This window comes from Pseudovibrio axinellae (assembly GCF_900110875.1).
Classification (GTDB): domain Bacteria; phylum Pseudomonadota; class Alphaproteobacteria; order Rhizobiales; family Stappiaceae; genus Pseudovibrio; species Pseudovibrio axinellae.
Map to the genome: position 1 here is coordinate 214,939 of NZ_FOFM01000007.1, position 18,034 is coordinate 232,972.

13 protein-coding genes and 2 tRNA genes are annotated in these 18,034 nt (G+C 50.4%); 7 read left to right on the forward strand and 8 right to left on the reverse strand.

The window, feature by feature from the left end:
- Window positions 1-862 precede the first annotated feature (862 nt).
- The 5 genes from BMZ51_RS16260 (at window position 863) to BMZ51_RS16280 (ending at window position 6,758) form a co-directional block, all read left to right on the forward strand.
- Window positions 863-3,841 carry a helicase-related protein gene (locus BMZ51_RS16260; protein ID WP_068003693.1) on the forward strand — a complete coding sequence of 993 codons (2,979 nt, stop codon included), beginning with the start codon at window positions 863-865 and terminating at the stop codon, window positions 3,839-3,841.
- Between the two features lie 22 nt (window positions 3,842-3,863).
- Window positions 3,864-4,265 carry an RNA-binding S4 domain-containing protein gene (locus BMZ51_RS16265; protein ID WP_068003675.1) on the forward strand — a complete coding sequence of 134 codons (402 nt, stop codon included), beginning with the start codon at window positions 3,864-3,866 and terminating at the stop codon, window positions 4,263-4,265.
- 187 nt (window positions 4,266-4,452) lie between these two features.
- A complete protein-coding gene (fdxA, locus tag BMZ51_RS16270) occupies window positions 4,453-4,791 on the forward strand; it encodes a ferredoxin FdxA (protein ID WP_068003665.1) in 339 nt (112 codons plus the stop codon).
- Window positions 4,792-5,203: 412 nt separating this feature from the next.
- A complete protein-coding gene (locus BMZ51_RS16275) occupies window positions 5,204-5,788 on the forward strand; it encodes a CarD family transcriptional regulator (protein WP_068003659.1) in 585 nt (194 codons plus the stop codon).
- A 118-nt stretch (window positions 5,789-5,906) separates the two neighbouring features.
- Window positions 5,907-6,758 (forward strand): sigma-70 family RNA polymerase sigma factor, encoded by an 852-nt coding sequence (locus BMZ51_RS16280; protein WP_068004184.1) that lies wholly within the window; start codon window positions 5,907-5,909, stop codon window positions 6,756-6,758.
- A 38-nt stretch (window positions 6,759-6,796) separates the two neighbouring features.
- On the opposite strand, the gene BMZ51_RS16285 is transcribed toward BMZ51_RS16280, so the two are convergent.
- On the reverse strand, window positions 6,797-8,266 hold the full coding sequence (locus BMZ51_RS16285) for a M48 family metalloprotease (RefSeq protein ID WP_068003655.1): 1,470 nt from the start codon (window positions 8,264-8,266) through the stop codon (window positions 6,797-6,799).
- Between the two features lie 20 nt (window positions 8,267-8,286).
- A complete protein-coding gene (locus tag BMZ51_RS16290) occupies window positions 8,287-9,039 on the reverse strand; it encodes a thermonuclease family protein (protein WP_244271363.1) in 753 nt (250 codons plus the stop codon).
- A 220-nt stretch (window positions 9,040-9,259) separates the two neighbouring features.
- Here BMZ51_RS16290 and BMZ51_RS16295 point away from each other — a divergent pair.
- Window positions 9,260-9,336, forward strand: a tRNA-Arg gene (locus BMZ51_RS16295).
- A gap of 193 nt (window positions 9,337-9,529) precedes the next feature.
- On the opposite strand, the gene BMZ51_RS16300 is transcribed toward BMZ51_RS16295, so the two are convergent.
- Entirely contained in the window at window positions 9,530-9,808 is a 279-nt protein-coding gene (locus BMZ51_RS16300) for a hypothetical protein (protein ID WP_068003651.1), read from the reverse strand.
- A gap of 38 nt (window positions 9,809-9,846) precedes the next feature.
- Complete coding sequence (locus BMZ51_RS16305; RefSeq protein WP_068003648.1) at window positions 9,847-12,132, reverse strand: DUF11 domain-containing protein; 2,286 nt, start codon at window positions 12,130-12,132, stop codon at window positions 9,847-9,849.
- Window positions 12,133-12,415: 283 nt separating this feature from the next.
- Here BMZ51_RS16305 and BMZ51_RS16310 point away from each other — a divergent pair, with 283 nt between their 5' ends.
- Complete coding sequence (locus BMZ51_RS16310) at window positions 12,416-13,570, forward strand: alpha-hydroxy acid oxidase (protein WP_068003643.1); 1,155 nt, start codon at window positions 12,416-12,418, stop codon at window positions 13,568-13,570.
- Between the two features lie 14 nt (window positions 13,571-13,584).
- On the opposite strand, the gene BMZ51_RS16315 is transcribed toward BMZ51_RS16310, so the two are convergent.
- From BMZ51_RS16315 to BMZ51_RS16330, 4 genes are all read right to left on the reverse strand, one after another.
- Complete coding sequence (locus BMZ51_RS16315; protein WP_068003641.1) at window positions 13,585-14,589, reverse strand: Gfo/Idh/MocA family protein; 1,005 nt, start codon at window positions 14,587-14,589, stop codon at window positions 13,585-13,587.
- A gap of 32 nt (window positions 14,590-14,621) precedes the next feature.
- The gene (locus tag BMZ51_RS16320) at window positions 14,622-15,821 is read right to left on the reverse strand and encodes an AGE family epimerase/isomerase (protein ID WP_068003638.1); all 1,200 of its coding nucleotides are present in this window, start codon (window positions 15,819-15,821) and stop codon (window positions 14,622-14,624) included.
- A gap of 191 nt (window positions 15,822-16,012) precedes the next feature.
- Window positions 16,013-16,088: transfer RNA gene (locus tag BMZ51_RS16325), tRNA-Thr, on the reverse strand.
- Between the two features lie 160 nt (window positions 16,089-16,248).
- Window positions 16,249-18,021 (reverse strand): heme biosynthesis protein HemY, encoded by a 1,773-nt coding sequence (locus BMZ51_RS16330; protein ID WP_068003635.1) that lies wholly within the window; start codon window positions 18,019-18,021, stop codon window positions 16,249-16,251.
- Between the last annotated feature and the right edge of the window lie 13 nt (window positions 18,022-18,034).

An 18,034-nucleotide genomic window follows, 5' to 3' on the forward strand; every position in this document is an offset into this window, starting at 1 on the left:
CAATTCTTGGTTAGTTGCTTTCATATAGGGAAATAAATCTATTCGATTTATCTAAACTACCCGTATATTTACGTCCAAATATTTTAACATTGTAAAATTGCACTATGTTTTTTTCTGAAAATCGCGTGTCCCAAACCTTTAAAGTTAAAATAAAAATATGGAGCATGGCCGAAAAAGTCATTGCTAGAAGCGGTTTAACATTTTATTAACCATATTTAAGCAGCAAAAGAAGATGCATGCGCATGTAATTTGGGAATATTATTCTCCAACTTCGCAGTAGTTTTCGGTTGAATTTCATGTTTCTTTTCGCCCTGCATAGATGCAAAAAATTTAACGATAGATCCAAGGGGAAAGCGGGGATAACTTCTTCCCGAAAAAAATTACTGGTTAAAACAGAAGTGGCAACTTGCCCCCGTTACTTACTTATTCATAGGCAAATTGGATTAGAGAAATTTTACCTAATACTAAGCAATTATTAATAAAATAGGTTAGCAATAAGTTATAGAGCAATGAGCGCAACCTCAAGAACGCTTGAATTTCTGGCGCAATATCGCGCAGTTTCGCATGACCAATAGGTCACATGCCTCCATTAAAAGGTCACATCATATTCAGCTACAACTGCGGAGCGAATATAACGTATACTTAAAAGGCGCTTTTGAAACGCCATTAATCTTGCCGTTCATACCAGCATTCATCATCAGCATTTTGGGGCTTTCTTCATTCCAGAGCTTTACAGCGCTTTTCTCTGCCATATAAATGCCACTTCATTGGGCGAGGCACCGCACGGGCATTTTCAGTATCCCAGCCAAAAATTTAAGTGCCGAGATACATTTGGCCATAGAATACGGAACTGCATTTCTAGATGAATAAAAACATGCTGCACAGAACGAACCGATCCCGATCCGTCACAGCAATCTTGGGGCCAACCAACACCGGCAAGACGCACTTGGCCATCGAGCGGATGAGCGCTTACTCATCTGGATTGATCGGATTGCCGCTCCGTTTGCTGGCAAGGGAAGTCTATGGCCGCCTCGTCGAGAAAAAAGGCGCTGATCTTGTTGCACTGATCACAGGTGAAGAGAAGATCATCCCCAAGTCTCCTCGCTTCTGGGTTTCCACCGTGGAAGCGATGCCCAAAGACTTGAACGTAGACTTTGTTGCTATCGATGAAGTGCAGCTTGCGGGCGACCTGGAACGCGGCCACGTCTTTACAGATCGCATTCTAAACCTGCGCGGAAGAGAAGAGACACTCCTGCTCGGCTCGTCAACAATTCGCCCGCTGCTTGAAAAGCTGATCCCAGGGCTGGATGTAATTACCAGACCGCGCATGTCCATATTGACATACGCAGGCTCAAAAAAGATCACCCGTCTGCCGCGCCGTTCCGCAATCGTCGCTTTTTCTTCAGATGAAGTTTACGCCATTGCAGAACTGGTCCGCCGCCAACGTGGTGGAGCCGCTGTTGTCCTCGGATCCCTTTCTCCGCGAACACGAAACGCCCAGGTCGACCTTTTCCAAAATGGCGACGTTGATTGGCTGATTGCCACCGACGCCGTCGGTATGGGTTTGAATCTGGATGTGGATCACATTGCCTTTGCAGGGCACCGCAAATTCGATGGCTATCAGTACCGACAATTGACCCCTGCAGAAACGGGACAGATTGCCGGTCGTGCAGGACGACATCTGCGAGATGGTACTTTTGGAGTAACTGGGCGAGTCCCTGGTTTTGATGACGAACTCGTCCATCAACTCGAATCTCATCAGTTTGACCCACTTAAAGTGCTGCAGTGGCGCAACCCAAACTTAGATTTTTCCTCGATTCGTGCACTTTTGCGCAGTTTGGAGCATTCTCCGCAAGAAGAGGGCTTGACCAAAGCCCCTCCGGCGGAGGATATCGGAGTTCTCGAACTTGCCAATCGTGACAGGGACATTCTTTCCCTTGCGACAACACAAGAGAGAGTTTCATTACTGTGGGATACCTGTCAGGTTCCAGACTATCGCAAGATAGCCCCGGCAAACCATGCAGATCTCGTCACAGGGATATATTCTCATCTGGTCAAAGATGGGGCCATTCCAGATGAATGGTTCAACAGTCAGATAAAACTGGCAGATCGGACAGATGGGGATATCGACACATTGGCGAACCGGATAGCACATATCCGTACGTGGACCTTTGTGGCAAACCGTGCCGATTGGCTGAACGACCCTGCTCACTGGCAAGGCGTGACGCGCGGCATAGAAGATCGTTTATCAGATGCCCTTCACGAACGGCTTACACAGCGGTTTGTGGACCGGCGAACCAGCGTATTGATGCGACGTCTGAGAGAGAACAAAATGCTCGAAGCGGAGATCACCGCAACCGGAGACGTCCTTGTTGAAGGACAGCACATCGGCCAGCTTCATGGTTTCCGATTTGCTCCGGATGCAACGGCAGAAGGACAGGAAGAAAAAGCTGTCCGTGCTGCGGCACAAAAAGCACTAGCTAGTGAGATAGAAAACCGCGCCGAGCGGTTATCTCGCGCGCCTAACGAAGAGTTCATTCTCTCCGCAGACGGCACATTAAGATGGCAAGGCGAATCTATCGCCCGCCTGACAGCTGGTGAACAGACTTTACGCCCGACCCTGATCATTCTTGCTGATGAGCAATTGACAGGGCCTGCGCGCGACCAAGTGCAGGAACGGCTTGACCTTTGGATCAAGACCCAAATTGAAACGCTGCTCAAGCCGCTTTTCGATTTGGAACAGGCTGAGGAAGTCGAAGGTATTGCTCGTGGAGTGGCATTCCGCCTAACCGAGAATCTCGGGATCCTAGAGCGCCAGGAAATTACGGATGATATTCGTCAGCTCGACCAGCAGATGCGCGGTTCACTCCGCAAACTCGGTGTTCGTTTTGGCGCTTACCACATCTATGTCCCTGCTCTTTTGAAACCAGCGCCAAGCCAGCTGCTTGCTCAGCTCTGGGCACTGAAAGAGGGCAAAGGCGACATCAAAGGCCTGACTGAACTCCCTCAACTGTCTGCGTCTGGCCGCACATCGGTACCTGTAGACCCTGAAATCGAAGCTGCGCTTTATCGTGTGGTTGGTTTCCGCGTCTGTGGCCCACGTGCAGTTCGCGTTGATATTTTGGAGCGTCTGGCAGACATCATTCGTCCGCTGGTTGCCTGGAAGCCTCTCGAAGAAGGCGTTGAGCCCCCTGAAGGCGCATTGGCAGCTGGCGGTGCATTCACTGTCACAGTCTCCATGACCTCCCTGCTGGGTTGCGCTGGCGAAGATTTCTCGAGTATTTTGAAATCTCTCGGCTATCGTTTGGAAACACGCGAAGAACAGCGCCCGGTCATCAAGCCTGCTGAAGCTTCGGCGAATGCAACTGAAGTTGCTGATGCAGAACCAGTAGAGCAGACCGACGCAGAGCCAGCTAGTCCTGCTGCTGAAGAGAGTGCTGTGCAGACAGCGGACGAAACAGCAAAGACAGTGGCTTCTGATGAGGCGGCTGCAGATGTTGCTTCTGAAGGCAGCTCAGACGAACCAGAAATGGAAACGGTTACCGTTGAAATCTGGCGTCCAGGTCGCTTCGGAGGCCGTCGCAACACCAACGAGCGTCAGCAACGCAATACGCGCGGTGCACCCGAACGCCGCGGTGCTGCAACGCCGCGCAGCAACAATAACCAGCAGCGTCGCAACGTTGGTAAACCGGGCGGCAAAGGCCGTGGATTTAGCAAGGACCAGAGCCGTAGCCATCAGGCGACGAAACCTGCTCCGCGCAAAGACAAGCCATTGGATCCGGATTCTCCATTTGCAGCGCTAATGTCCCTAAAACAAAACTTGGAAAAGGGCGACAAATAGTCACCCCATCAGGACAGGGCATATGACACATCCAGAGCCACAAGGCACTATTCGTATAGACAAGTGGCTCTGGTATGCGCGCATTACAAAGTCACGGACACTGGCACAAAAGCTGGCAGTGTCCGGGCATGTGAGACTAAACAAAGAGAAGATCGCGGCAGCAAAACAAGCCGTCAAGCCCGGTGATATCCTTACGATCACCATGCCTCGGCGCCTTTTGGTCCTTAAGGTTTTGCAGCTTGGAACTCGTCGAGGCCCTGCCCCCGAAGCGCAGACGCTTTACGAAGACATGTCACCGCCGCCTCCCCCCAAAGAAGAAGCCATTCCAGTTGCCAAGCGAGAAGCTGGTGCAGGACGTCCAACCAAGAAAGATCGCCGCCAGATCGCACGTATTCGCGGGTTCAACGAAATCGATCCTTTTTAGTGCCGATTTTGCGCAAATTTTGCCCCAATAATACAATCTCTTCGCTCAGTTCAGCGCTTGCGCTACCTAATGAAAACCGGTAGCAAAGAGCACAAAGTTTAATGGACGAAAAAACCGTCAGGGCGATGAAAGCCCATGCCATTTGTCTTCAGACAAGCATGCAGCGCCAAAGACTAAGAGGATTGCGATGACATACGTCGTCACAGACAATTGCATTAAGTGCAAATACACCGACTGTGTTGAAGTTTGCCCGGTCGATTGCTTTTACGAAGGCGAGAACATGCTCGTCATCCACCCAGATGAATGTATCGACTGTGGCGTATGTGAGCCCGAATGCCCTGCGGACGCGATTCTTCCAGATACAGAGCCTGGATTAGAAAAGTGGGTCGAGCTCAACGCAGAGTATGCTGAGAAGTGGCCGAATCTGACCGTCAAGAAAGAGCAGCTTCCAGAAGCAGCTGAGTTTGATGGCGTTAAAGAAAAACTGGAAAAGCACTTTTCTGAAAAACCAGGCGCTGGCGACTAAGCTCGCTGTATCCCTGGCCTGACCAGATATTTATCATTTGCCAAACAGTATCCGCGGGTGTCCGAATTCCTCTCTTTCTTGAGAGAGGTTGGAAATCCGTGGATAATGTGCTATACAGTTTTTTACAGTCATTTGGCAGGCTGGTTGCATCCTCCCGCTCGGAGGTTTTTTTATGATCGCAGTTCAGCAGAAAAGCGGTCAAGAATTGAGCCCGGCATTCGCTGAAATAGCCAACACAGAGAATTCGACTGATCACATCTGAACGCGGAATCAAATAGTGCGAGAGGAAGCTTTTCGCACATATTGAACGTTTCACGTTTTTCTTAGGAGAAAGATGCGGCGAACGCGCTGCATCTAGGTTGTTTTTGTCTCCCGGACAATGAGCAACCACTGCGCAGGAGAAGTATAGCGTATGGCCACACCCGCAAAAAAGACCGCGCAGCGTCAGGGGTTTAAAACAGGCGAGCACATCATTTATCCATCTCACGGTGTTGGATTGATTACTGCACTCGAAGAGCAGACCGTAGCTGGATATTCTCTTGAACTTCTCGTAATCGAATTTGAACAGGATAAGATGACGCTCCGCGTCCCTGTTGCAAAAATTGCATCGGTTGGAATGCGCAAGCTTTCTGAAGCATCTACCGTTAAAAAATCACTTGAAACCATTGCTGGCAAGCCGCGTGTAAAACGCACCATGTGGAGCCGTCGCGCTCAAGAATATGAAGCAAAGATCAATTCTGGCGATCTCGTTTCAACCGCCGAAGTTGTTCGGGACCTATACCGCTCAGAGTCTCAGCCAGAGCAATCCTATTCTGAACGACAGCTCTATGAAGCTGCCTTGGACCGCATGGCACGTGAAATTGCTGCAGTTCAAAAGCAAACTGATACAGAAGCAGTTCGTCAGATTGAAGGTGTCCTTGCCACATCTCCAGGTCGTGCAGCGAAAGTTGCGCCTACGACCGACGGTGAAGGCGGAGGTCAGGAAGAAGCCGCTTAATCAGCGCTTTCTTACTTGCTACCGGTTTAAAAGCCCCGCCTTTTGTGCGGGGCTTTTTTTGTCTCTGGAGATCCAAAGTCAAGCAGCTGTCGTATTTAAAACATTGATGGAGGCTTTTATGGCACAATATGACAGAGATACAATGCTCAGCCGCCTTGCTCTTACAGCAAGAAAAGCTTCCTATCTGACTAAGGAAGAAGAGTACCAGCTGCTCGAAAGCTGGATTATGGACAGAGACGATGACGCCCTTAATCAACTATCACTCTCACATTCCCGGTTGGTGATAGCACAAGCATTGCGTTTTAGGTCTTTCGGCGTTCCCCTCTCCGACTTGATTCAGGAAGGCCATATGGGTCTCATGGAGGCCGCCAATCGCTTTAACTTGTCAAAAGACGTCAGGTTCGCGACCTACGCGATGTGGTGGATCAAGTCGTTCATCCAAGACTTTGTTCTCCGCAATCAATCCATTGTCAGAAGCGGTACGTCTTCGCGGCAGAAAAGGCTGTTCTTCGGTTACAAACGCATGCATGCAGACGCTGCTGCCAAGCATCCTGATCTTTGCGAGGAACAACTGCACCACAAGATCTCAAAAAAGACAGGCATTAAAGTCAATGAGATTAGTATGATGTCTGCCAGGTTAAAAACAGATACTTCCCTAAATGCAGCCATAAAAAACAGCGACGCAAAACTTGAACTTCAGGACACGATTGCAACAAATGATCCTCTCCCAGATGAGATTGTAGAACTACAACTGGACGCAGAGCGCTCACAGCGCAAGTTGAACGACGCCCTCGGTACATTGCTGCCCCGTGAGCAACGCGTAATCCGTGATCGCAAACTCAAAGAAGAGAGAATCACTTTAGAAGCCCTGGGAAAAGAATTGGGTGTATCCAAAGAACGAGTTCGTCAGATAGAAGTGAAAGCAATGGATAAGCTCAGACTAGCCCTTGTGCTTACGGACGCTCAATAAATCACCAGATGGCGAACCCACGCCAAGGCAGCAGGTCCTTAGTCTGTAATAACTTTCAAGAGCTCACCCGACTTCATACGCTGGTTTGCCTTCACTTGATTGAGGATTGTAAACAGTTCCAACCGGCGGGACGGCTCTACACCGCTCATACCGACAGCCAGCTTACGAGCGGTCTCTCCACCCGACGCCTGAATAATCTTAACTCGAAGTGGGTTAAGACGCGCTTGTTCGGTCGGGCTAAGCTGCCTGAAACTACCGAGGACCTTTTCAAAATCTCTTGTAAATACAGCTGTTGGGGAGCGATTTGCAAAAATGAACCTATATCCAGTTAACCCTATCCGCACCACACCAATTCGGAAAGACCAACCATCTGTAATTGCAGAACCAATCACCGCTGGTAATCCGTTAATGGTAGTTGGCCGAACGCTGTTGTCGATCAGACCGTTGATCCAGCCAGATAACATGTAATCGGTTAAGCTGGCATATCCGGTAAGGTCAGCGCCATCAAAGCGCATGGCAGTTCCTGAATTATTACTAGCCAAAACTGCCTCGGCTGAATTCTCAAGAACAAACCCGTTGGGAACACTAAAGGAGATGCCAAGTCCTTTATGCAGGAACTGGCGACCACGAATATAGCCTTCCAGCGGGTCGTCGCCAAACAGCATCCCATCCAGACTTATCAGGTACTCTTCGCTTCCATTCAGGCCAATGCCAGGAGCTCCAATTTGCCGCGCACTGCGAACAGCACGACGAATACGCTCTGGCGTATTAGGATGGGAAGATAGAAAATCTGGCGCAGAACTACTCTGCCCACCCAATTGCTGATAGCGAGCAAACTGCGCCATCGTATTCAGGAAGCGCGACGCAGCATAAGGATCATACCCAGCACCGGCGAGCGTTCTCACGCCCACATCATCAGCTTCAAGCTCTTGCTCCTGAGAGAACCGAGCAAACTGCACCTGTTTTTCTTTAACAGCTGCATCAATCGTCTGTTGGTCCTTACCAATCTTTGTCATCACTTTCGTGACAAACTCAGCTTCTTCAGCCTGACGCTGGCGCTTGATAGCATGACGCGCTGTCACGTGTGCCATTTCGTGCGCAAGAACAGCAGCAAGCTCAGACCTATCATTCGCCAGGGCCAGTAATCCACGCGTAACATAAAGATACCCGCCAGGAAGCGCAAATGCGTTCACAGCAGGGCTATTGAGTAGAGTAATGCGGTAGTGTGCTCCAGGGTCCTCGGATGCGGCAACCAAACCGCCAACAACACGCGCAATCGCTGTTTCAGCTTTGGCGTCTTTGTACACCCCACCATATGTGGCAACAACGCGTGGGTGCTCACGCGCCCCAACATCACTGGCCAGACCGCTACGTAAACTTCCAGGTTTTTGTGCGCCGAGATTGGTAGAGCCGGTCAGCTGACACGCAACAAGCGTTGCGGCCACTGCAGATACCGTTAAAATTCTCAGGCTTGTCTGTAGCCCAGACAATGCACTACTCAATGTCATCGTTGTTTCCGGCTGTTACCCTAATCCAGAAGCTCCAACTGCGCTGGGTGTCTAAGCTCAATCATTGGCCCTTGGTCCATTTGCAAGACGCCCCTAAGGCGAACCCGCTTACCACTCATTGCTGAAAGATCATGCCCGAATTCCAAAAATTCTTCCAACATTCCCCTTTGAATAATCCCGGTTAAATCCTCTGTCCAGCGTTCTCCAAAATTCAGGTAGGTTTTAGATCGTGTTTGCCCGACGGAAATCAACCTAACCTCTAAAATCTCATAGAGTCCAAAACGCTCGTAGCCTATTGACAAATAGTCATTAATTACATTTTTAACGGCCCATATTCCCGCTTTTTCCCGCCGTGCTGTCCGCTCTAAATTAATAAGGAATTTCAAGCAATTGAAAGCTCTAAATTGTGGCCTAACCATGGCCATTCCACTTTCCACGAGCTCACTCGACAAGTCTCTGCGATTTTGATCAAGAAGAATTGCAGGTCTACGCCCCCACCGATCCATCTCATCTGCCAAAGGTTTCACAGATACAAAGTTATTAGCCGTGAACTTTTTCACCTCAGGCGAGTCATCCCCGATAACCTTCAAGTCTGAAAGATAATAGGGTGCCCCGTCACTTGCCACGAATCTTTGAGGATTCTCAAAAACTGCCTCCATAAAGACACGCGGCATCACCTGCTCATCACCTAGCCCCGCCTCACACGGGCCAGCATGAACTTCAGCCCAAGATAGGAAAATCAAACTGACCATAGCTAAGCATTGCTTGAGCATAAGCACCCTCCCTGCATAGATAGGTGCTAATAATACCAAGCAAACCGCGCTGGAGCGCCCCTCAGAACTCGATAAACGGAGTTCTCATAACCTGACCGCAAAGCTCCTTCTCACTCAACTGAAACCTAGCCTGTTCACAGCCGAGCAATCAGTCTCGCATCCCCATTGTTTTCGTGATATTTGAAAAATCTCGGCTTCATACAGACACTGACTGTATCTTGGCCCCGTAGCTCAGCTGGATAGAGCGGCCGCCTCCTAAGCGGCAGGTCACAGGTTCGAATCCTGTCGGGGTCACCACTTTGTGCATACAGCGTCCGACGCAGAACATCGTTGAACCCATCTAGAACTCTCAAACTACATTGGACGCAGTAAGTGTGTCAGCTGATTGTTATCCTGTCATTGTAGGTTGGCTGTCGCATTTCAGGTCGTATCGCCCCGTAGAGCGATAGAAACACGAGACAGACATGCCGTGCAGCCAGCTTTGAGAGAACTAATCGTCGGTCACTTGGATACACTCAAGATACTCCGAAAGCTCCTTTAAATCGGCTGCTTTCCTTATGATCGTGGCCATTTCTTTTCGGCCAACGCCTGAGCCAGTATAAGGATCAACTGCCGACTTTAAGAGACTGGTAAGACGGTCATGCAAGTCCTGACACTCTTGTGACACCCCGTTAAACTGGGTACCAGGTTTCGTCTCACTCGCAGCTGCACTACCTGCCCAGAAGAGCGCCAACACCACAAAAAGAGTCCTCTTAGGTTTTACAGTCATTTACATGCTCCTTTATCACTCACTTCAAGGATAGTGCTTTAAGGCACGACGACCGTCTCGATAACGCTGGTGTTATTGCCGGGATTGGCGTCTTGGGCGAGGCTGCTCACATTTGCGATGTCACGCAAAGCCGCATTCGGTTCAAGATTATTTATCTCGAAGACGAGCAGCAGCGCTCCAAAGTTAACTGTTTTAGTAGCACCAGGCGCAAGCTCACCAACTTCAACTTCAAAAGTGGACAAGGAAGGCGACACAATTTCAGAGTTTGTGAGAGAAGCTCCTGGCGGCAGATCTATCGCATCAAATGCTATTGCTGATGCCCCCAAAGCATTTGTAACGTCAAGCAACAGCTCATCACGCAATATGACACCACTCGCCGTATCAGGTCCTGTATTACTGATCCCGATCGTGTAAAGCGCAATATAAAAGGTCGCCTGATCCGACACTTCAGCAAAAGGTGCCACAAAAGCCGTTTTCGTAACCATAAGGTCAGCGCTACGTTGCCGTTCAGCGACCTGTTCAATATCGATACTGCTTTGTAAAACACGTTCAGGTGCTTCAGGGTCCATTTGCGCAGAAGTATAAACCGCGATCACATCCAGCGGCCCCTGACTTTCAAACACAAGAAAGCCTTCAATGAAATCCTCAGGGAACCCCTGTGAGAAGAGCCGCAAACGCAAATCATCGCAATCCACGGCCAACGCCTGATCATATTCAAGTTCATGAACATCAATTGGCATAATCGCGCCTGGCTCTTGCCTTCCAGGCGGAATTGAAAGCGCTAGTTTCTTAGAGAAAGCGACCTCTGCGGGCTTAGGATTATGAACATTCACAGTGGTTGCATAACGGCCTTGGGTTAGCTGCAAGTTTTCCGCATCCGCCTGATCGCCGCAAACAATCTTGGCTGCATATTCATATGGGTGAGCAGACGGAAGAATGTCGCCAGTTGCAAAAACGTCAGGCAGGTTATTACTGTCGTCTGGGACTAGATTGTCTGCCGCACTGGCAAAAACCACAACTCTGCCATCCTCACTGATTGAGGTATCCTCTGATTGCTCGCTCCCTGCACCTCCCAATAGCCCCCGGCTCAAAAGCCGTGTCTCTCCGGTAGCTCGTTCGTGCCGGTATACGTCCCGCTCTTCATTCTCGTCCTCGTCCACAAGGGCGTCGGAGTCAGAATCAAACATAATAAAGCGCCCATCCTGCGATATGTTTTTCCCATAACTTAGGGAGGCTGTATCCAGCTCTCCATCTATGAGCTCCTCTGGATCAAGCAATATTCGTTCTGTCGTTTGGGCAACCAGGTCACGAACATAAAGACCGATCTCCCCTTCCTCTGCATCAGGTACCAGATTAGTTGCACTGGAGGTAAAGACCACATACCGTCCATCAGCTCCAATCGATCCAAGGTGGCTCGGGCCGTTAGCCTCAGAGTCATCATGCGCAACACTCACCCGGATGGTGGTTGCACTTAAAGTATCTCGTAAGAAGATATCTCTGGCGTCATTCGTATCATCAAGCACCAAGTTTGGCGCACGAGTATCAAAAACGACGTAGCGTCCATCTCCGGATATATCCAGATTCACGATATTATTTACGTTGGTGTCGCCTCCGGGAGCCGATTGCTCCCCCGCGCTGTTCAAATTTACAAGCTCTGAGGTTCCCTCTTGCCGGTCTCTCATCACCGCATCAATGAAAGTAACATCGTCTCCAGTATCGTAGGAACTATCCGCAGTCAGGTAGACGACATACCGGCCGTCATCGCTTATCCCAACAACATCATTGGAAAAGGCCGGAGAAGGATCTCCATCCGCTGTAAAGCTAATAAGTTCTGTTTGTTCTGTCTCGCGGTCACGCAGGTAAACACCTGATAAACTATCTGCATTGTCACCAGGTACCAGGTTTGATGCTCCAGATTCAAAAACCACAAACCGGCCATCGGGAGTTATGTCCATTCTTCTAAAAGAACCTGCAAAGCTATGGCCACTCCAGTCATTTCCCTGAGTGTTATCACTGGCAACACTTATGAGTTCGACCTCTCCAGTTTCGCGGTCTTTCAGGAAAACATCGGGATGGCCATTTACATCTCCTTCAACAAGATTTGTGGCATTCGAGACAAACACAACATAGCGACCATCACGGGAGGCAACCGCAAACGCACTCTCGCCATTGGCCTCTTCTCCAGCTTCATTGACACTGATCCGCTCAATGGGGGCAGCAGCTGCGGGGCCTAAAACGGTAATGTAAATAATCACTCCAAGCACTTTTTGAAGAATATGCTGCGAAGGACGAAGCCAATCCAGAACTGCACCTACCACCTTCATTGCCCGCCCCCATTTCAAGATAGTAAAATCACAAAACCTTTGTTCCTTTTGGAATAACGAATAAAGCGCAGCAGATCGTGCCCCAGATTTAGCCTAGGTATTTAGGCGAGAGCCGGAATTCAGTTACTTGGTTTAGCTGGGCGCCACAGCCAGATTATTTGGCAACTCGAGCACTGATGACCGCTCTGGTAGACGCAAGTCTAAGGCTTGTTTTGTTGACATATCACTCGGACGTGCAATCCCTCTATAGATAGAAACTAGTGTTTCGGGGGGAGGCTCGTAGATGGCACCAATTCTAGAAATTAAAGACCTGAAAGAACTTGCACGCAAACGCGTACCAAAAATGTTCTTTGACTACGCCGATTCTGGTTCATGGACGGAAAGCACGTATCAGGCGAACGAAACTGACTTCGGCAAGATAAAGCTCCGGCAACGCGTTGCTGTCGACATGACCAACCGCAGCCTTGCCACCAAGATGATCGGGCAAGACGTATCCATGCCTGTCGCACTGGCACCCACCGGCCTCACCGGAATGCAACATGCAGACGGCGAGATCCTTGCAGCACAGGCGGCGGAAGAGTTCGGAGTGCCCTTCACTCTTTCAACCATGAGCATTTGCTCTCTAGAGGCGGTTGCAGCAAAGACCCAAAAGCCATTTTGGTTCCAGCTTTATGTGATGAAGGATCGCGACTTCATCAACGCATTGATAGACCGCGCAAAGAATGCAGGCTGCTCTGCATTGGTACTCACATTCGATCTTCAGATTTTAGGCCAACGCCATAAAGATTTGCGCAACGGGTTGTCCACCCCACCCAAGTTCACCCCTAAACACATCTGGCAAATGGCAACGCGTCCCGCGTGGTGCATGAAAATGCTCACTACAAAAAATCACAGCTTCGGCAATATCGTCGGCCATGCAAAAGACGTTGAAGACCTGTCCTCTCTCTCCTCCTGGACAGCCGAGCAGTTTGATCCTCGCTTAAGTTGGGATGACATCGAGTGGATCAAGAAGAAGTGGGGCGGACCGCTCATCCTGAAAGGTATTTTAGACAAGGAGGATGCTCACTGTGCCGCTGAATCTGGCTGCGACGCAATTATCGTCTCCAACCACGGCGGCCGTCAGCTGGACGGGGCTCCCTCTTCAATCGAGATTCTGCCAGAAATCGTAGATGCGGTGGGTGATAAGGTGGAGATCCACATCGACGGCGGCATTCGCTCCGGACAGGATGTGCTTAAAGCCATATGCCTTGGCGCTAAGGGCACCTATATTGGCCGGCCCTTCCTGTATGGATTGGGCGCTGGTGGTAAAAAAGGCGTCACTCAGGCGCTGGAGATTATTCAAAAGGAACTGGATACCACCATGGCCCTATGTGGCCGTCGCGACCTAAATACACTCAATCGTGACAACCTGTATTCCATCGACGGCGTCAAAGTCTAACGCAACACATATGATCAGCTGAGAGGCGCAACGCTCTCCCAGCTGTTATTTCGTTCAGAGCGCACAATCGCGTCCAAAATTTCCATATTTTGGATCGCATCAGCAATCCCGTATGGCAAATCCTCTTGGCCTTTGACCACACGCGAGAAAAGCTCACCCTGCAAGGTATATTGATCACAGGCCGGAATACGCTCCACTTCGAGTGCACCATCACCCGGCACGCTTCCACAATCGAGACGCAGGATTGTCTCTTCGCCCGCTGGCGCATTAAACGGAATGAGAATTTCCAGCCGTTTTGCAGTACCCACAAGGTTGATACGTTGATAAGCAACTGACTGCGTAGAGACTGTAAACTGCGCCTGCCGTCCCTCACCAAAGTCCATCATCACACTGCTCAAACGGTCTGTGCCAAAGTTCCTATCACGATCAACAAGGCTCACAACCCGCGAAGGCTCAGCATTAAAGAAGTAACGCGAGGCCACGATTGGGTAGCAACCGATATCCATCAGACCGCCACCACCAAACTCAGCCCTATTGCGAATATTCAGTGGGTCCTGATTGTCGTAGCCAAAAAACGCTTGAATAGACTGTAGCTTGCCAAGTTCGCCCGATTCCGCAATTTCCAAAGCTCGTTGCCATTGAGGGTGAGCGCGAACCATAAAAGCTTCCATGACAAAACGATCATCGGGGATCTCCAGCAGCTGGCGAGCCTCAGTTGAATCAAGCCCGATAGGCTTTTCACAAAGCACATGCTTACCAGCTTTCGCCGCGGCAATGGTCATCGGCACGTGCATGTGGTTTGGGAGCGGGTTGTAAATCACCTCGATATCAGGATCAGCAAGCAATGCTTCATAAGAACCATAGGCCTTAGGAATTCCAAGTTCCGTTGCAACCTTTTTCGCGTTCTCTTCGTCACGAGAAGCAATAGCCACAACATCAACACCACGTGCCTTCTGAAGGGCAGGAATAACTTTTTTACGGCCAATCCGTGCAGTTGATAGAACACCCCATTTAACCACTAGTAGTCTCCAGCTCTATTCTCTTGGAAAAGCTATTTAATCAACTCAAATGCAGCCATTTTCTGCCCGACTTCCGTTTTTAAGAAGCGGTCAAGTTCAGAGATAGCGGAGACAATATGATAAAGCGAGCTTGCAGGCGCTGCTTCATTTACAAAGCTGCCGTCCTCTAAGCACTTATCTTTCCAAAGCCCAAAAGGAACATCCTTTAGGAACATTTCAAGAGCACCCAACGCGTCTGACAGAGACGCTTGGTAACGCGGCCATTCCTCTTCAGGGGTACATTCAAGCATCGCAATAGAAGCCTTCAGCCACTCTGCCTGACACCACAAACGGGCCATAGTATCACGTGGAGAGAAATCATCATTAATGCCCATCATGATGACACCACGCTCACGGTCCACACCATGAGTTTCAGCAATCTCAAAAAGCCGCATAGCAGCAGCTTTTGCCCGTTCATCACCGCGCAGCTTACTCCAGCGCAAAAGCAACCAGGCCCACTCCATGTGATGTCCTGGCTCAAGCTCTTTGCCCGCAGCACCCAGCGCTGGCGTCCAGTCCAACGCAAAGAACTCCCGAAGGCCACCTGTCTTGGAGCAAATCAAATGCGTCAGACACAGATCACCCAGCTCATCTGCCAGAGCTACCCAGACAGCTTTTTGTTCGGCACTTAGGTTTTCAGAGGATTCCCAGTCAAGACACATCTCAAACAGGTGCATATGCGGGTTGGCCCGAAGTGGGGCACGAGGTGGTTCAGCCTCCTGAAAACCCGCAATTGGGTGCTTAAAGCGACTGTTTAACACATCCAGTAAAGCAGCAGCTTTTGTACAGGCCTGCGAACGCATGTCACTGTTCACATCAGCAATATTGTAAAGAGCAAGCAGCGCAAATGCCTGATTGTAAAGACCAAAAGAAGCATCAACCAGTTCACCGGCAGGGGAAGCAAGTGCGCCGATATAGCCCTGAGACGTGCCAAAGACCCGCTCGATATAGGCTTGCGTTCTTAAAGCTACGTCCATCCATGGGCCATCCCAACCTAGGCGCCCGGCCTCACAATACACAAACACCATACGTGGATTGACACGGCCACGCCTAAGATCCGCACTTCCAAGACAATCCAGAGTGACTGTTTCAGAAAATCCACCGTTCTCAGAATCTTCGCCCACCTTCAGCCAAAGCGGCAAAGCACCCTCAAACAACCAGGTGCGCAACTCTTTTAAATGATCGACAATCATTTCTGGTGCTCCATGCCATCAGCCTACCGCTCCACTACAATCCGCGATCGCCTCATATCTGTTAATGGAATCTGAGTGCTCCAAGGTTCAACAAAGCAGCCCACAGAACACGGTCCAAATCTCGACTTGCAAGCGATTAAGAAACCCAAGCTAACAAGTTTTTGCAGCATTATGAAGTAATGGGGAATCAGTGGTGCCGCTGATAGGACTCGAACCTACGACCCCATCATTACGAATGACGTGCTCTACCATCTGAGCTACAGCGGCATTCCAAATGACGCGATGAACGCATCTGGAAAGTGGAAGCTTGATAACCAAGCTATTAATAAGATGCAAGCCTGATTTGCAAAAGTGAAGGACGCATCCACCACCTATCGACATCTACTTGGAAGCTAAGAAAAACTCCTTAGCTTCCAACGAAATACGACTAGCGAAAGAACTTAAAGCTTGTGGCCGTAGGAGCCTTGGGGTCATCGTCATCAGGGTCAGGCCCCGGATCATCAGGAAGATGGGAGAGTGGAAATTCAACCATCGATTCATCCTTCGCGTCGGCGTCCTTTTCATCCGATGCGCCTGCGGCAGGTTGAGAAGTACTGGTCGTGCCCGCCTCCCCCTTCTGCTCGGCCTTGGTTGGCGCCCAGCTTGAAGCTTCGACGGGAACCACAGTTGCCGGAGGCCCGGATGGCTTCACAGCCTCCTCAGCTTTATGCGGCTCAACTGGCACCTTTTGGGGCTCCTCCTGCTTGTCATCAGCAGCTGTTTGATCCTTGCTTGATTCAGACTTTTCGCTCTCGCTTGCCTTCGCCATAACAATGTCTGCATCAACAGCTTCATTAAGCACAACAACCGGCGCAGCAAGTTCAGGTGGCTCAAACAACTTCTCGTCAATCACTTCAATTGACTGTTCCAAGTCACTAACACTTTCAGGCGCTGCCCATTCATAAGCGTCTACTCGCCCCGTCCTTGGGGAAACAGGAGCCCAGTTTGCAGAAACCACACCATCTGCAACCCACACCTTATCCTGAGGAGCTCGCACAGCACGGGCCAGCCACTCACGAATGCGCCCTTGATCACCGTGTTCACGCTCTTCAAGGTCAGCCATCAGCAAAAATGCGCGCTGCGTTGGCTCGGAGCGTAACACCCGTTTCAGCTGTTCACGCGCTTCATCAAACTTCTTGGCCTCAATGGCAGCAACGGCAATTGCAATTGCCCCCTCAGAAGAATAAGCCCGCATACTTGCCAATGTGCGTGCACGGCTCAAACGGTCCGTCACAGAGTCACCCGGACGCACATGCGCATAGGCTTCTGCTAGATCTGGGTGTGGGTTAAGCTTCCACGTCGCTTCAATGATCTTAGTTGCCTTGCGAATGTCACCAGCACGGATACGCAGACGAGCAGCAACAATTGCGGCAGGCACAAGCGAAGGCGCCAGGCCATGCGCCTCTACTGCAAGTGTCCTGGCGCGATCTGGGTTTTCGTCTTCCAGCTCAAGTGCACGAGCTGTTAACAGGACAGCTTTTTGGCGGCGCAGAGTTTTCTTGTCCAACATGCGAGCAGCATAATTGCGCTCAAGCGTAGCGATAGCTTCTTCCCAGTCGCCAGAAACAGCTTGATACCCAAGCACCGCATTACCGGCCCAACGTAGTCCAGGCACCAGATTAAAAGCTTCCTCCGCAAAGTGACGGGCGGCAGCAGGCTCATTTTCACGTTCAGCTTCAATGTAGAGGCCATGCAGGCCCACAGCCATTGAACGGCTGTCTTCCAGCATTTGTTCAAAACGCAAACGGCTGTCACTATGGTCCCCGTCCAGCTGCGCAGTTTGCGCCAAAAGCAGCAAAGCAGCAGGCTCTCCGCCATCCAGCAGTTTCTCGGCCTTAAGGCCAAACTTACGCGCATGCAGCGTGTCGCCAGCCCCAAGTGCCAACAAGCCCTGCGAAAGCGCGTCATAGCCCTTGTCTTTGCGGCGGCGTTGCATGAAACGGGAAGCCAGTGTTGGAGATTTCCAGAGCAGTCGCCCAAACCCCCAAATTGCAATTGACGCAACAATCGAAAGACCGAACGCCACAACGGTCGTCAGCAAGCTTGCCTGAATTACGTATCCTTGCCATTCAAGCGTAACAACTCCTGGACGATCTGCCATCCAGGCACCGCCAAGAGCCAGCGCGAATATAAACGCGAAAAAGATGAGAACGCGGACCATGTCCTTCGCTCCT

Excerpts from the sequence above, each read along its gene's own strand:
- BMZ51_RS16260 (WP_068003693.1), top strand. The coding sequence starts at position 863 with ATGAATAAAAACATGCTGCACAGAACGAACCGATCCCGATCCGTCACA.
- BMZ51_RS16265 (WP_068003675.1), top strand. The coding sequence starts at position 3,864 with ATGACACATCCAGAGCCACAAGGCACTATTCGTATAGACAAGTGGCTC.
- fdxA (WP_068003665.1), top strand. The coding sequence starts at position 4,453 with ATGACATACGTCGTCACAGACAATTGCATTAAGTGCAAATACACCGAC.
- BMZ51_RS16275 (WP_068003659.1), top strand. The coding sequence starts at position 5,204 with ATGGCCACACCCGCAAAAAAGACCGCGCAGCGTCAGGGGTTTAAAACA.
- BMZ51_RS16280 (WP_068004184.1), top strand. The coding sequence starts at position 5,907 with ATGGCACAATATGACAGAGATACAATGCTCAGCCGCCTTGCTCTTACA.
- BMZ51_RS16285 (WP_068003655.1), bottom strand. The coding sequence starts at position 8,266 with ATGACATTGAGTAGTGCATTGTCTGGGCTACAGACAAGCCTGAGAATT.
- BMZ51_RS16290 (WP_244271363.1), bottom strand. The coding sequence starts at position 9,039 with ATGCTCAAGCAATGCTTAGCTATGGTCAGTTTGATTTTCCTATCTTGG.
- BMZ51_RS16300 (WP_068003651.1), bottom strand. The coding sequence starts at position 9,808 with ATGACTGTAAAACCTAAGAGGACTCTTTTTGTGGTGTTGGCGCTCTTC.
- BMZ51_RS16305 (WP_068003648.1), bottom strand. The coding sequence starts at position 12,132 with ATGAAGGTGGTAGGTGCAGTTCTGGATTGGCTTCGTCCTTCGCAGCAT.
- BMZ51_RS16310 (WP_068003643.1), top strand. The coding sequence starts at position 12,416 with ATGGCACCAATTCTAGAAATTAAAGACCTGAAAGAACTTGCACGCAAA.
- BMZ51_RS16320 (WP_068003638.1), bottom strand. The coding sequence starts at position 15,821 with ATGATTGTCGATCATTTAAAAGAGTTGCGCACCTGGTTGTTTGAGGGT.
- BMZ51_RS16330 (WP_068003635.1), bottom strand. The coding sequence starts at position 18,021 with ATGGTCCGCGTTCTCATCTTTTTCGCGTTTATATTCGCGCTGGCTCTT.